Origin of the sequence: Bifidobacterium sp. B4081 (assembly GCF_026537335.1) — a bacterium.
Lineage (GTDB): Bacteria > Actinomycetota > Actinomycetes > Actinomycetales > Bifidobacteriaceae > Bombiscardovia.
Genome location: NZ_JAFNMM010000001.1, coordinates 202,469 through 217,029 on the forward strand (window position 1 = coordinate 202,469; position 14,561 = coordinate 217,029).

Here is a 14,561-nt window from a genome sequence, read left to right on the forward strand (position 1 = left end):
AACAGGGATGAACGCTGATCAATCCTGTTGTTCCTGTATGCTGCAAGTCGCGGTTTAGGGAAGGGCCGAGGATGTAAGGATTGTGTTCCGTCTCTTGTGCGAGCGGCAATCATACGCTCGGCATCGCGGATTGTTATGATGGCCGCCCTGAAGACGACGATGTCTTCAGGGCGGCGGCGGGTGGCCAGGGCCGAATCGCTTCGGTTGCCTTGCGAATCCTGGAGCCTACTTGCGAGGCTTCTTGACCGGAGGCTCGCCCAGCTGGCTGGCAGTCACACGGATGCCGGCCTCATCCTCGGCGGATCCCATCCCTTCGGGCTGGTTGGCTTCCTCGGCCAGTTTCAGGTTTCCAGTGACCCTGCCTGCTTCGGCTATATCTTCCAAAGCGTTCTTCACAGCTTCCAGGCCCTCCGGTGCCACGCTGAGAGATGCGGAGAGGATAGGGGTCCTCATGGAGACCTTGGCCTCTGACTTGATTCGCCGCAGGGATGCCAGGGCGCTTCCTGCCCAGGCCAGAAGGGCTGGGTCCTGGCCCTGGGCGGCAGCCAGGTATGTTTCCGGGTGAGGCCAGGAGGCCCGGTGAACTGAACCGTCCCCCTGGTGCATCCACTGCCATGCCTCCTCGGTGGCGAAGGGCAGGAAGGGGGCCAGAAGACGGTCAAGCGCATCCAGGACCAGCCCCAGGGTCGTGCGGGCGCTCAGCACCTGGGCATCATCGGGGATCCTGCCTGTGGCGTCAGCGGTTCCGTAGGCCCGGTTCTTGGCCAGCTCGATGTAATTGTCGCAGAAGTCCCAGAAGAAGGATTCGGTCACCTCCAGAGCCTTGGAGTGCTCGTAGGATTCCAGGGCCTTGGTGGCCTGGTCGATCACCCTTGCAAGGCCGGCCAGGACCGCGCGATCCAGCGGGACCGTGACGTCGGCAGGATTCCAGGTGGTCTCCGCTGCCTGGGTGACCTTATGGTTCTTGTCCTCGCGGCCGATGGCCAGGGCGAACTTGACGGCGTTGAGAAGTTTGACGGCCAGACGGCGGCCTATCTTCATCTGCCCCTCATCATAGGTGGCGTCCAGACCCAGCCGGGCGCAGGATGCCCAGTAGCGCACGGCATCGGCGCCGTACTTTTTGATGGGTTCATCCGGCACTACCACATTGCCCTTGGACTTGCTCATTTTCTTATGGTCCGGGTCCAGGATCCACCCCGACAGGGTGGTGTCGCTCCAGGGCAGGCAGCCGTTCTCCAAGTGCGCCCGGTCTATGGAGCTGAAGAGCCAGGTGCGGATGATGTCCTGGCCCTGGGGTCGCAGGTCCATGGGGAAGGTGGCCTTGAAGAGGGCCTGGTCTTTCTCGCTCGGTTCGGCCCAGTGGGTCACGATTTGAGGGGTCAGGGAACTGGTGGCCCAGGTGTCCATGATGTCCTTCTCGGCCGTGAATCCGCTGGGCTGGTCGCGCTGAGACTCTTCGAAGCCATCGGGCACATCGCTGCTGGGATCAATGGGGAGCCTGTCCTCGGCCGGGGTGATGGGATGAGCGTAGTCAGTCTCGCCGTTCTCCTTTACCGGGTACCAGAGGGGGAAAGGAACTCCGAAGAAGCGCTGGCGGGAAATCAGCCAATCGCCGTTCAGGCCCTCGACCCAGTTGTTGTAACGCACCCGCATGAAGTCCGGATGGAAGTTGAGCTCTCTGCCGCGCTCCAGCAGCTTCTGGTTCAGTTTCTGGTCAGTGCCGCCGTTGCGCAGATACCATTGACGGGAGGTGACGATCTCCAGGGGCTTGTCGCCCTTCTCATAGAAGTTGGTCATACGCTTGGTGGGCTTGGGCTCGCCGTCCAGGTCGCCGGACTCGCGCAGGGCGTCCACGATGATCTTGCGGGCTGAGAAGGTGGTCTTGCCTTCGGTCTGCTTGAAGATTCGCCGTCCGCTTTCATCGGTGATCCAGTCAGGCACGTCCATGACGATTCGACCGTTGCGCTGGATGATGGACCTGGTGGGCAGGTTCAGATCCCGCCACCACTGCACGTCGGTCACGTCGCCGAAGGTGCAGCACATGGCGATGCCGGCGCCCTTGTCCATCTCGGCGGCGGGATGGGCCAGGATGGGCACCTCCACCTTGAACAGGGGAGAGTAGACCTTCTGCCCGAAGTACTTCTGGTAGCGTTTGTCGTCCGGGTGGGCGATCAGGGCGCCGCAGGCCGCCAGCAGCTCAGGCCTGGTGGTCTCGATGTATATTGGCGTGCCGTCCGCGAACCGGAAGGCCACGCGGTGATAGAAGCCGTCATACTCGCGCGACTCCAGCTCGGCCTGGGCCACGGCGGTCTGGAAGGTCACGTCCCAGAGTCCGGGGGCCTCCTTCTGGTAGGCCTCGCCCCGGGCCAGGTTCCGCAGGAAAGCCTTCTGTGCCACCCGGCGGGGATGCTCGCCGATGGTGTGGTAGGTCTGCGACCAATCCACTGACAGTCCCAGCGACCGCCAGAGCTGCTCGAAGAGCTTCTCGTCCTCGGCGGTCAGTTCCTCGCACAGTTCGATGAAGTTCTGACGGGAGACGGGCACCTGATCCTTGGCGCTGATTTTCTTGCCCTTGGTCCCGTGGAAGGGAGGCTTGAAGTTCGGATCGTACTTGAGCGAGGTGTCCACGCGAACCCCGTAGTAGTTCTGAACCCGCCGCTCAGTGGGCAGGCCGTTGTCGTCCCAGCCCATGGGGTAGAAGACGTCGTATCCTTGCATCCGCTTGAACCGGGCGATTACGTCGGTATGGGTGTATGAGAAGACGTGCCCCACATGCAAATGCCCCGAAACCGTGGGCGGCGGGGTGTCGATGGAGTAGACGCCGGAGCGCTCGCGGGTGTTGCGGAAGCGGTAGACGCCGGACTCATCCCAGTCGCGGCACCACTTTTCCTCCAGGCCATCCACGCCCACCCTGTCAGGCAGGGGGGTCAGATGGGCATTGACGATTCCTTGGTGTTCAGCAGACATACCAGCATTTTATGGACGAATGGTGACAAGGAGTCCCGGTTTCCTCAACCCTTGATATGCAGGTTCCACAGGGGCAGGTAGCGGTCCAACAGCGAGCTGGGCATACCCTGGAGTCGGGGAGCGCTCAGGACCAAGGGTGTGCGCTCATAAAGCCAGTCGCTGGGGGAGAGGTCGCTGACCTGTCGGGCGAAAGCCCGTAGCCGTTCGGCATAGGTATTCTGGTCGGTGCTGGCCTTGACCTGCTTCCAGGATTCCTGGACCTCGGTGTTGTCGAAGAGCATGGTGGCGTTGGGGTCGGCGAAGCGACCGATGTCGTCATTGTTCATGATCAGCAGGGCCATGTCGTAGTCGTGACGGGTGAGCACCTGGTCGCGGAATGCAGCCTGATCCACTATGGAGACCTGGGTGGGGATGCCCACCGCCTTCAGCTGCGTGCTGATCAGATCGCCAACTTGGCTGCCGAATTCCTGGGGATAGACCAGGCGCAGGCCGCCGTGATAGTAGGACTGGGCATAGTAGGAGGCTCGACGAGCCGCTTGGACACGATCGAATGGGAAGGCCTGCAGACTGGGATCGTAGCCTGGGCTGAGCGGGTTGAGTGGTCCACCTAGCGCCTTGGCTGCGCCGCCTTCCAGATCGGCCAGCGCCTGGCGGTCCAGGGCGTAGCGAACGGCCTCGCGCACATGTTGGTCGGACAACAGACTGGATGCCTCGTTGTTGAAGGCCAGGACCACATTGTTTGAGCTGGGTGTTGCTGTCGGAGCCTTACCAGCCTGCTTGGCGGTAGCCGGATCCATGTCCACTACAGCGTCCAGACGTCCCTGGTTCAGATCTTTGACGGTCTGCTCGGGGCTGCCGGCATAGCTGAAGATGACCTTGTGGATGGCGGCCTTGTCCGGGCCCCGGTAGGACTTGTTGGTGGTGAGGGTCAGGCTGGCTCCCGGCTGCCAGTCATCCACTTGATATGGGCCTGATCCGGCCGATTGGGTGGAGTAGTTGACGTGGGCCTGGCGATCGTAGACAATGCCGGCCCGACCGCTCAGAGCGGTCAGCAGATGGGCATCCGGGCTCTTCAGTCTGATCACCAGGGTGGCATCATCCGGGTTGGTGACCCTGGCCAGGCCATCCAGGTCCTGGTGGCCCTGATACTGGTGGTCGAGGATCTGCCGCAGGGACCAGAGGGCATCCTCTGAGGTCAGCTGGCGTCCGTCGGCGAAGCGGGCATCATTGCGCAGATGAAAGGTGTAGAGCAGCCCATCGGCGGAGATCTCCCAGTTCTGGGCCAGTCCAGGAGTCGGCCGACCTTGGGCGTCGGGCCTGGTCAGGGTCTGGTAGACGTTGCCCATCAGGGCCTGGTCAGTGGCCTGACCGGGCTCGGTGCGGATGTCCAAGGAGACCGGAGCCTGCCGGGCCCTGATGCGCACTACCTGGCCCGAGCCTCCAAGGTTCCAGGGCAGCCGCCAGCCTCCCTGGCCAGTCAACAACGGCCAAGCCATGTAGGTGCCCGCGGTCAGGACCGCCAGTACCAGGATGAAGATGATTCCGGAGCTGATTCGTCTGTGTCTGCCGCTTGCCATGGTTTTGATTCTATCGAGAGGCCGGTCCGGCCAGGAGCTCGGCGCTGGGACATGTCTCGGCCAGTGGGCAGTGCAGGCAGTCAGGTTTGCGGGCGTGGCAGGTAGCCCGGCCGTGGAGGATCAGTCTGTGCGATAGATTGGTCCAGTCCTCGGGCGGGAAGCAGTCGCAGATCTCATGCTCGATCTTCACCGGATCGGGATGGGTGCTGCGCCAGTCGGTCCGCCAGCGCAGGCGGCCGGTGACCCGGGTGACGTGGGTGTCCACAGGGAATCCAGGAATGTTGAAGGCGTTGCCCAGGACCACGTTGGCGGTCTTGCGCCCCACACCAGGTAGGCTGGTCAGCTCCCCCATGGTCTCAGGGACCTTTCCGCCGTAATCCTCGGTCAGCATCAGGGAGAGCCCCAGCAGGTGGCGGGCCTTGGCGTGGTAGAAGCCTACCGGATGGATGATGGCCTCCAGCTCGGTCGGCTGGGCCTGGGCCATGGTTGCAGGGTCGGGGTAGCGCTCGAAGAGTTCGGGGGTCACCGAGTTGACCCGCTTGTCGGTGGTCTGGGCGCTCAGGACCGTGGCCACCAGCAGTTCGAAGGGGTTGCGGAAGTGCAGGGCGCAGACCGCCTCGGGAAAGACTTGGCAAAGGATGCGGTATTCCGCGTGCATGCGGGTCAGGCGCTGGGCTTTGCTCTCCCTGCCTTGGGGGTGCTTTCGATTGGATGATGCATCAGTCACTATGATCGGTTTTCTTCTTCTTGGCATCTTTGGATTGTTCGGACTGGCTGTCATTTTGCTCGGCGGTATCCGGTTCGCTTCCTGCATCTGTCGTGGCCTTGGGAGCCTGGGCCGTTCTGGCCGATGAGGGCGGGTCGAACCGGTATCCCACATTGCGGACCGTGCCGATCAGGTGCTCGTACTCGCTGCCCAGCTTGGCCCTGAGCCGCCGCACGTGTACATCCACCGTTCTGGTGCCGCCGTAGTAGTCATAGCCCCAGACCTCCTGGAGGAGCTGTGCCCTGGTGAAGACCCTGCCGGGATGCTGGACCAGGTATTTGAGCAGCTCAAATTCCTTGTAGGCCAGGTTGATGGGACGGCCGTGTATCCGGGCCGTGTAGCTTTCGGTGTCCACAACCAGGTCACCCGAGCGAACCTGGCCAGTGGGCACCTGATCCTCCGCCTCTTCCGGCTGGGCATCCGGCTTGCGCGTCGGTGTCACGCGCTGACAGACCAAGCGCAACCGGGCCTCGACCTCGGCGGGTGATGCGGACTGAATGATCACATCAGCTACACCCCAGCTGGCATTGACCACGGTGAAGCCACCCTCGCTCAGAATCAGGATGATGGGCGTGGACAGGCCCGAGGCTCGGGTCAGGTTGCAGAGGGTCTTGGCCTCGGCCAGGTCGTCGCTGGCATCGATCAGCAGAACGGTATCCTCGGGCATTCTTACCAGGGATGCGGCGTCCAAGGGCAGGACGCGCACTCGATGGGAGAGCAGGGCCAAGGCGGGCAGAACCGATGCCGGGTCATCGGCGCAGGTCATCAGGGTCAGATCCGTCACGGGGTACCTTCTTCCCTGTCCGTTCGTCCATAGCGGTGGATTCGTTGAACAGTCGTCATCATTGTACAATCGGCCCGTCACAGGGGCTCCGAGTCCACAGGATGGCCTTGCCCTAGGATGTGACGTATGGCTCCCCGACGGGGACAGGCAGGAGGACCCATGGCGCAGACCGTAAAAGAAACCCGGGATGGGCGCGCGCCCGCTCTGACGCAGTTGGTGGCCCTGGCGGCCCTGATCCTGCCGGGCGTGGCGACGGGCTTGCTGGCCGCTCCTCGGGTCGCTCGATGGGTGCAGGCCGTTCTGGTTTTGGTGCTGGCATTGGCCCTGTTGGCCTCTTGGCCCCTGGTGGGCAAAGGCATCCGACCCGGTCCTGACCGAGCCATGTTCGGCCTGCTGACCTTGGTCGCTCTGGTGCCGGCCCTGGTCGTACAGGGACCTGGTGCCCTCTGGGCCTGGCTGACGACTGCGGCATTCCTGCTGGCCCTCCTGGCCGTGTTCATGTTTGTTCGGCAGATGCTGCGTCGGGACAGGCGGATGGTCATTCGGGGCATTTCTGCAACCGCCATGGGCGGGGTGACCGCCGTCGCTGCCTCGGGGTGGGTCTTCCTGCCAGAGCTGATCAGAGGCCTGCGACCTGACCTGATGCTGATCTTGGTGGTGCTTGTGGCCTTGCTGCTGCTGGTCGGGTTGATGACTTCGGGCTATCACTGGGCCCAGGAGGCAGCTGATCGGCGTGGGGCCGTTGGCCTGGCGCTGATGTCGGTTCTTTTGGCCGGATCCATCGTGGCCCTGTCCGTCATGGTCTTGCAGACGACGTTCTGAGTCAGGCATTCATCAGGTGATCCAGAAGGATCTGGATGCCCATGACAATCAGAATGATGCCGCCTGCGATTCTGGCAGGCTTGCGCCAGCGGGACCCGACCGCGTATCCGATGCGCAGCCCCAGAATGGAGGCCGCCGCCGTCACCAGCCCGATGACCAGTGCGGACAGCCAGATGTTGATGCCCAGCAGGGCCAGACCCGCGCCCACTCCGAATGAGTCGATGCTGGTGGCGATGGCCGCAGGAAGCATCTTCCGCCAGGAGAAGTTCTCCTCGCCGTCCGCTCCCTCCTCCTTGCCGTAGACACCCTCTCGGATCATGTTGACCCCGATGGCTGAAAGGATGCCGAAGACAATCCAGTGATCCACAGCGGCCAGGGAATCCTGCAGCATGGAAGCGGCGAAGTAACCTAGCAGGGGCAGCAGAGTCTGGAATCCGCCGAACCACAGCCCGACCAGCCAATGGTGGCGCGCCCGCAGTCGGTCCACGGACAGTCCCTTGCTGATGGAGACGGCGAAGGCATCAGAAGATACACCTAAAGCGATAAACAACAATCTCAAGAACACGGCATTCCTTGAAAGGGTTCATCCCTGGTGGGATGGGCCTCGACCAGGTCTCCTCAAACCCGCCTACGCCTCGGGAGCGTCGAGCGCGGAACTGCCGATTGGAATCGGCTTTGAATTCGTTGAACGCCGTTCACATGCTACGCCATAACAATATGGACACAGATTTTACTTGTCAGCGCTGTGATAATCAAGCATGACAGGCTATCCGATCGGCCCCTTAGTGAGCCATGGTCACAGTCAGACTGCCCCCTGCCGCATGGACGGCGCTGATGACCGTGCTCAGTGCCGGATCTCCTTGATTGCTCAGGGCCTTGTAGATGCCCGACCGGGATCGGTCGGCATCAGAGGCGATGGCGCTCATATGCCTCTGTGCTCGTGCCACCTCACCGAGTGCATCTGCGATGATGGCAGCCCCCTGCCGAGAGGTTTCGGCCTTGTCGGCCTCCTCCATGGCAACCTGCAGGTAGCGGACGGCTGTTTGCTCGGTATGTATATGGTCCCCTGCATGAAATTCCCTGATCTTCAACGTCATCACGACTCTGTCCTTAATGTGGTCCGTTTGTTCCCCATCTGGATGCCGTCAGCTCTCCAGATATGACTTCCACAGATGTTTTGCCCGGTCTATGTCCCTCTTCTGGTGAGTCTTGCTGCCGCCGCAAAGCAGCAACACGACCTGTTTGTTCTTCAGCCCGAAGTCGGTGCGGTAACCCGGACCATTGTGAAAACGCATTTCAAATACGCCTTCTCCCACAGTCTTCCAGTCGCCTAAAAGGTGTCCGGATCGTTTTACTTGTTCCCATCGGTGTAGGATGCGGGCTGCCGACTGAGTGTCTTTCAACTCATCAATCCACCGGCTGAATTCCTCAGTCTCCAGTACCTTAATGATGGATAAGGGCATGGTGTCGCTTTCCCCTCTTATTTCGAGAAGATGCGTCCCATTCCCCACAAGAAAGTGTACACTACAGTGTACATTGCAACAATTGTTTATGACACCTGAATGTCGAGTGATTCGCGAATGCTGTAGTCAGTTTTCGAGTACTACTGATCCTGGTAGGTGACGGCGTAAAACTCGCCGTTCTGGAAGCGGGCCATGTACACGTCGCTGACCTTGTCTATGCCCTGTTTGTCCAGTTGCTCATTGAGCCAGTCCTCGTCCCGTCCCATGGTATCCAGCACGTCGGGATTGACCCGTCCGTCCATGACCACCGGATAGCGCACGTCCTTGTCACCCTCGGAGATGATGGTCAGGCTGCCGTTCTGTTCGACGATGCCCCGCTTGACGTCGCGGATGTCGTTGATGCCCTTGGTGCGCAGCTTGAAGTCCACCTCCTTGGCTGTCAGGTTGACCTTGAGACAATTTTGTACCAGCAGTTTGCCGTTTTTGATGATGGTGACCGGTTCGCCGTCGATGTACTTGCCCACTGCATGGATGTGGGTCTTGGCGTATCGGGTGATGAGGATCAGCGCCGCCCATATCAGCAAGATGACGATGTACTGGGCCATGGAGATGCTGTCGCTGTAGATGACCCCGCCGATGATGCCGCCCAGGACGTAGTTCTGCAGCTGGTCCATGGGCGAGGTGGGCGCCAGATTCCCCTTGCCGGTCACGTTGATGAGCAGGGTGATGAAGAGCAGCCCGACGATCAGCTTCAGGGCCACGTTGACGTAGAAATTGATATCCATGGGTCACTCTCCGATCACGGTGATGTCTGGGTGGTACAGGTCGGCGCGCTGCAGCAGGAACTCGGAGCCGGAGCTGTTGAATACCAGGGTGTAGTAGCCCTTGGGGGTCTTGATGATCATGTCGTTGTTGCGCGAGGTGTCGTTGATACTGATTTGCTCAGGCTTGACCTTGAGTTTGGCAGCGGATTTGTCGATGACGGTGGTCAGCTGACCGCTCTGCAGGCTGGCTGTGCGCAGATTGGTGTAGTCGCTGTACTGGATGGCCGCCGCCAGCAGAAGCAGGGTGGCCAGGATGATAGACAGATCCTTGTACTTATGGTTCCAACGGTGGCGGGAGTACATGAACAGGAAGAAGAGAAAGGCCAGGGCCAGAACGACGACCACGATGATCCTGATCATGGTCCAGTTGGTCTGCCCGCCCTTGAGGTATTGGTATGTATAGAAAGTCATAGCCGCTCCTGCCCTTGCGCGCACCCGCAATTGGCAATCGTAGACGGCCAGACGTGTTTTGGGAGGATTTGGGCATGCAAAACCCCGGTTCAGGCGCTCGATTGGGCCCTTGCCGGGGTGGTTGTGACCGCTAGTCGGCCCTGAGAGGTCAGTGCTGTTCGGCCAGGCGCTGGCGTGCAGCCTTGATCTGGGTCTCGGCGGCCTCCGCGTTGGTCCAGTAATCGCCGGGCATGACCTCCTTGCCCGGCTCCAGGGCCTTGTACTGCTCGAAGAAGTGCTTGATCTCCTGCTTGTGGAAGTCGGAGACGTCATCGATGTCCTTGATGGCATCGAAGCGCACATCGGCGGGCACACAAAGGACCTTGTCGTCCCCGCCAGCCTCGTCGACCATGTGGTAGAGACCCACGGCGCGGCATTCGACGATGCAGCCCGGGAAGACCGAATCGGGAATCATGACCAGGGCATCCAGGGGATCGCCGTCCTCGCCCAGGGTGCCGTCGATGTAGCCGTAGTCGTCGGGGTAGCCCATGGAGGTGAAGAGGGTGCGGTCCAGCCTGATGTGGCCGCTGTCGTGGTCCATCTCATACTTGTTGCGGGAGCCCCGAGGAATCTCGACCAACACGTCGAATGTCTCTGCCATTGTCCTGTCTCCTTTTCGGTCTGGACGGCATAGGAATGTCTCATACACAGCATAACCGTCCCGGGGCACATTCGACCACAGTGCTTCGCTGACGCTCACGCCTGCTCGGCGGCCGTTCATACTCGATTCATGGGGTGGGCGAAGAGTGAGGACAAGTATGAACAAGCGCAGATGGACGGGTCTGCTGGCGGCCTTGGCTGCACTGGCGACGCTTGTAGGCCCGGCGGCCCCCGCCATGGCCGGCGGCGGATCAGGACATTCCGGCGGTGGTGCTGAAGGCAATGGCCGGTTTTGGCAGGGCTGGACCTACAAGGATGACGACCATGGCTCCTTTGGTGGCTATGAGATAGGCAGCATCGACAGGGCCTTCTCCAAAATGGGGATTGTGGATGGCGGCAATGCCACCACTGCTCGGGTCAAACGCCAGGCTCTGGATGAGGCCAACGGCAACTGCCAGGCACGCTTTAACGAGGCCCATGCCGACGAATCCGGACAAAGCCACTGCCGGGTGACCGGCGTGGGTGTGGTCACGGGCTATCGCGGCTCTCAGCGGGTCTTCGATGGGGTCAGCATGGCCATCCACAGCATATGGATGGACAACTGGCGAAGTCAGGTGGCCAACCGTACCTTCAGCAACCGCGGGGTGACCTATCGGACCGGCGAACCTTTTTGGGACCAGCCCGGAGACAGCCTGGACAAGTTCGCCGACATGTATGCCGGCAACGAGCACAGCATCTCCCTGGTGGTCTTCATGCTCAATGACTATGAGCCTAAACCGGCCGATCTGCCGCCGAATCCACCCGACAAGAAAGTGGATCCTGGCACCAGCGCGGATGGGATGACCAACCGCACCCGCATCGAGACAGGAACCGGTCGGGGCGGCCGCGAGTTGACCTTCAGCGATGTCTTCGATCCCCAAGGCAAGCAGTACCGTGTCACCGGGCAGAAGGTCAAAGACCTGACCAGCGGTGAGGATCTGACCAGCAAATTCGCTTTCAACACGGCCGATGGAAGCAGACCGCCCGGCAATAGGGCTACAGCCACCTGGAAGGGCGGGACTCTGCCTGAGGAGCATCAATGGGTATGGCAGCTGGATGTGACTGTCGAGCAGCCGGATATCGGGGTCATCCTGGACTGTGGAAAAGTCCGTTGGAAGGGCACCGTCCGTCAGGTTGATCAATCGACCCCTGAACGCCGCACTCCCACCTGGAAGCCCAGACCAGACAAATCCTGGATTCTGCGCGATCCTGCTACCGGGCTTTGGAAAGCAGTCGTCGACCCTCAGTGGACCAACAAAACCGGTGCGGATGGACATGCCTTTCTGGACGGCGACAGAGTGGGGTCGGTGGTCAACGCCACTGCTGAAGCCCATCTGATTGAGGCTCCTAAGGTTTTTACCCTGACTGACGACTGGAGCGCTGCCGACTATCTGGTTGATCAGGATGGTGCTCGGGCTATTCGGATTTTCGAGGCCAAGGCCAAGGTGGATGCAGATGGGCACTACCGCCGAAGCAGCATCCAGGACATTGTGAACAAGGGCAGGGATGTGACCGATCGTTTCGAGATCAGCGTGACCGGCACTCGGGCGCGTGTACAGGCCAAAAGCGGATGGCTGAAGGGTCTCAAGGGGATGGAGGATCCTAGGCAGGTCACCATGCTGGTTCCTTTTACGGTTCGCTTCGCCAACGGCGGTGGTGCAGCCAAGGTTCGCAAGGATCTGGGCGGAACATCTGACCAGGAACTGACTTTCTGCAAGGCCCCGAACGGCCATGGCAGCCAGGGCGCGGCGCTGACCAACTCGGGTTCCCAGACTGTCAACACGCAGAGCGTACAGACCAACAAGCCGGGCATCTGTGGATACCTGCCTCCGGTGCGCAAGGATGTCATTTCGGAGGCCGGCCAAGGCGGGGAGCAGGCCAGTGTTGACGGCAAGGTGGTCTTTCCTGGTCAGAGGCTGGAGTATCAGCTGGACACCCAGCCCAGCCTGCCCGACAATCTGGCCTATCCTGTCAAATCAATCATCCTGACGGATGTCTACGATCGCTGGTTTTTGCCCGACAAGCAGACTCTTGAAGTGACTGACCTGCAGAGCGGCGACGTCATCGCCAAGACCGGATACGCCACAAAGTGGAAAGACAAGGAGCACAGCCTTCGGATGACCTTCACCGACCCCGCCCGGATCAGCCAGTGGCGTGCCGGGGGCAATCCCAGGATCCGTCTGCGTTTTGAAGGCAGGGTTGATCCCAAGGCTCCAACGGATCATCGTGTAGGCAATCAGTGGGTACTGACGCTGAACAACTCGTTGACCCCCTCCAACCAGGTAAGCAATCCACCGGCTGACTTCCACCCCTCAAAGAACGATGTCAGCGCACATGATCCAGGAGTCAGCATCGACGGCAAGGTGCTTTTTGTGGGCGACCGAGGGGCCTACCGGATCAGTCTGGACGCCCGTCGCAAAGACACCGCCTATCCGGTCTGGCGGCTGGGTATGACGGATGCCTACGACGCTCGTCACCTGGATATCAATTCCAAACATATCGAAGTTTTGGGTTCCGACGGCCGCGATTACACCAAGGCTTTCAATATCCAGGTTGAAAACGGTGTAGTCCTGGTCTTCGCCAAAACCGTGGATACCTATGTTCCTGCCACCGGCGTCACACTCAAAGGGGATCCTCAGCCTACCGATCTGGCTGCCTATGCTGCTGCCCGCGGTCATAATCCCCTCAGAGAGCCGGCTATTGACCAAGGACTGCTGGGACGCACCTACGATGTGGTCCTGCCTTACACGGTCATCCGCGCAGAATCAGGTTATGTAGTACGCAACCAAGCGACCCAGATCGTCAACGACCTGCATAAAGCGACCAACGTGGTTACCAATCCGGTCAAGTTGCTCAATCCCGCCAAGGATGTGGTGGTCGCCGTGGGCGGGAAAAGCGCACATGGCGGCAGTATCTACCGCGATCGGCTCTTCCTCTATCGCCTGGACTCCAGTCTGCTGCCGGCCGGAAGGGCTTACCCGCAAGTGAAAACCTGGCGGATTGAGGATCGGCTGGACTCAGCGGTGGATAGGTTCACTGGCCATTGGGCCGTCTACGCAACCCAGGACCTTTACGAGAACGGGCACATCCTGATTCATCATGGACAGATTATGGCTGGTTCGGACATGTCCGCAGATATACATGGCGGTCCTTTGTTTACGATGACCGCAGGCCCTGCAGGTCTGATCAAAGTGGAGGCTACATCGCGGTATCTGGCCTTGGTCAGCACTTCAGGCGACCGCCCGGTCGGTTGGAGGGTCTACTTGCAATGCAGGCGGCTGAAGAACGTGGACCGTCATGAGAACCGATTCACTGAGTTCTATCAGGACAAGATTCTGGCATCCAACACGGTCTGGACGAGCACGCCCGATATGACGCCGGCTTTGCATATCGAAAAATTTGATCAGGCCGGCGGCATGCCCAAGGGTGATCGGGATCAGCCCGAGCAGGCTCTCCGGACTCATGACGATGTTCCCATCGTCTTCCGGATCACCAACGATTCTCCTCGCGATCCCAGCGATGGGACTGGAGCAATCTTCCCTGCCCGCCAACTGCATTTGGAGGATCAGACAGTCCTCGGTCATGGGCAGGTGACCGGGGTCCACTATCCTGACAACTGGTCGACCCTGATGCTCCGACCTGGTCAATCGGTAGATGTGCAAGCCACAGTGACGGGCATATCAGGTCGGCACACCGACAGGGCCCGAGTAGTCGGCAGACCGCTGGTGCCATGTCCGGTAGAGGATCAGATTTCCCCACCCCAACTGGAAAATGCCCGAAAAGCCGCTGGGCGCACGGGTTCTCGCGGAATGGTGTTCGATGGTCGTTTGCTCTGTGCTGATTCAGCTGTCGAATCCAACACTGATGACTGGAACGCTCTGGAAGACGCATTGCCTAAGACCGGATCTCTGGTGGTGCTTCCCGTGGTCCTCGCCGCTGCAGCGGTCATGACCGGGCTTATCCTCTTCCGCTTGGCCAGACAGATGTCCGTCAGCAACCACGGGCGACAGTGATCTTGGAACAGATACGGAGTCGGGAGTGCGCATTTGGTCTGTCGATTGACCTAACAAAACCAATCTTAGATCCAAAGGCGGTTTTGACCAGCTGCAGGGCGGTCGAACTGTGCGATGTGCATACCGGCCTGTTCCGGTTCCAAAGCAAGAGCGTGTTGACAGAAGAACTTCTGGGAAGCCGCAGCCATTGGAAGCGTTGAATGCGCTGGCTGATTATGAAGATGCTGAGACCATGGATGTTTCGACTGTTCTGGTA

Annotated in this window: 12 protein-coding genes; 2 read left to right on the forward strand and 10 right to left on the reverse strand. The window is 60.4% G+C overall.

The annotated features are described in order from the left end of the window. Positions 1-225 precede the first annotated feature (225 nt). From valS to J3T92_RS00825, 4 genes are all read right to left on the reverse strand, one after another. Positions 226-2,967 carry a valine--tRNA ligase gene (gene valS, locus J3T92_RS00810; protein WP_267399293.1) on the reverse strand — a complete coding sequence of 914 codons (2,742 nt, stop codon included), beginning with the start codon at positions 2,965-2,967 and terminating at the stop codon, positions 226-228. Between the two features lie 44 nt (positions 2,968-3,011). Next, a complete protein-coding gene (locus tag J3T92_RS00815; RefSeq protein WP_267399294.1) occupies positions 3,012-4,544 on the reverse strand; it encodes an ABC transporter substrate-binding protein in 1,533 nt (510 codons plus the stop codon). Between the two features lie 10 nt (positions 4,545-4,554). Next, the gene (gene nth / locus J3T92_RS00820; protein WP_267400209.1) at positions 4,555-5,202 is read right to left on the reverse strand and encodes an endonuclease III; all 648 of its coding nucleotides are present in this window, start codon (positions 5,200-5,202) and stop codon (positions 4,555-4,557) included. A 61-nt stretch (positions 5,203-5,263) separates the two neighbouring features. Next, on the reverse strand, positions 5,264-6,094 hold the full coding sequence (locus J3T92_RS00825; RefSeq protein ID WP_267399295.1) for a winged helix-turn-helix transcriptional regulator: 831 nt from the start codon (positions 6,092-6,094) through the stop codon (positions 5,264-5,266). Between the two features lie 159 nt (positions 6,095-6,253). On the opposite strand from J3T92_RS00825, the gene J3T92_RS00830 reads away from it, so the two are divergent. Beyond that, the gene (locus J3T92_RS00830; protein ID WP_267399296.1) at positions 6,254-6,916 is read left to right on the forward strand and encodes a hypothetical protein; all 663 of its coding nucleotides are present in this window, start codon (positions 6,254-6,256) and stop codon (positions 6,914-6,916) included. 1 nt (position 6,917) lies between these two features. Here J3T92_RS00830 and J3T92_RS00835 read toward each other — a convergent pair whose 3' ends face one another. The 6 genes from J3T92_RS00835 to J3T92_RS00860 all read right to left on the reverse strand — a co-directional run bounded on the left by J3T92_RS00835 (position 6,918) and on the right by J3T92_RS00860 (position 10,254). Beyond that, positions 6,918-7,481, reverse strand: a complete 564-nt coding sequence (locus J3T92_RS00835) for a manganese efflux pump MntP family protein (protein WP_267399297.1) — start codon at positions 7,479-7,481, stop codon at positions 6,918-6,920. 217 nt (positions 7,482-7,698) lie between these two features. Then, positions 7,699-8,013: an addiction module antidote protein gene (locus tag J3T92_RS00840; RefSeq protein ID WP_024626894.1), complete on the reverse strand. Its 315-nt coding sequence runs from the start codon at positions 8,011-8,013 to the stop codon at positions 7,699-7,701. A gap of 48 nt (positions 8,014-8,061) precedes the next feature. Further along, on the reverse strand, positions 8,062-8,379 hold the full coding sequence (locus tag J3T92_RS00845; protein ID WP_267399298.1) for a type II toxin-antitoxin system RelE/ParE family toxin: 318 nt from the start codon (positions 8,377-8,379) through the stop codon (positions 8,062-8,064). 140 nt (positions 8,380-8,519) lie between these two features. Then, the gene (locus J3T92_RS00850; RefSeq protein WP_267399299.1) at positions 8,520-9,164 is read right to left on the reverse strand and encodes a DUF421 domain-containing protein; all 645 of its coding nucleotides are present in this window, start codon (positions 9,162-9,164) and stop codon (positions 8,520-8,522) included. 3 nt (positions 9,165-9,167) lie between these two features. Further along, positions 9,168-9,614, reverse strand: coding sequence for a DUF3290 family protein (locus J3T92_RS00855; RefSeq protein WP_121915011.1), 447 nt, complete (start codon positions 9,612-9,614; stop codon positions 9,168-9,170). A 148-nt stretch (positions 9,615-9,762) separates the two neighbouring features. Continuing rightward, the gene (locus J3T92_RS00860; RefSeq protein WP_101432914.1) at positions 9,763-10,254 is read right to left on the reverse strand and encodes an inorganic diphosphatase; all 492 of its coding nucleotides are present in this window, start codon (positions 10,252-10,254) and stop codon (positions 9,763-9,765) included. Positions 10,255-10,411: 157 nt separating this feature from the next. Here J3T92_RS00860 and J3T92_RS00865 point away from each other — a divergent pair, with 157 nt between their 5' ends. Next, positions 10,412-14,305, forward strand: coding sequence for an LPXTG cell wall anchor domain-containing protein (locus J3T92_RS00865; RefSeq protein WP_267399300.1), 3,894 nt, complete (start codon positions 10,412-10,414; stop codon positions 14,303-14,305). The last annotated feature ends 256 nt before the right edge of the window (positions 14,306-14,561 follow it).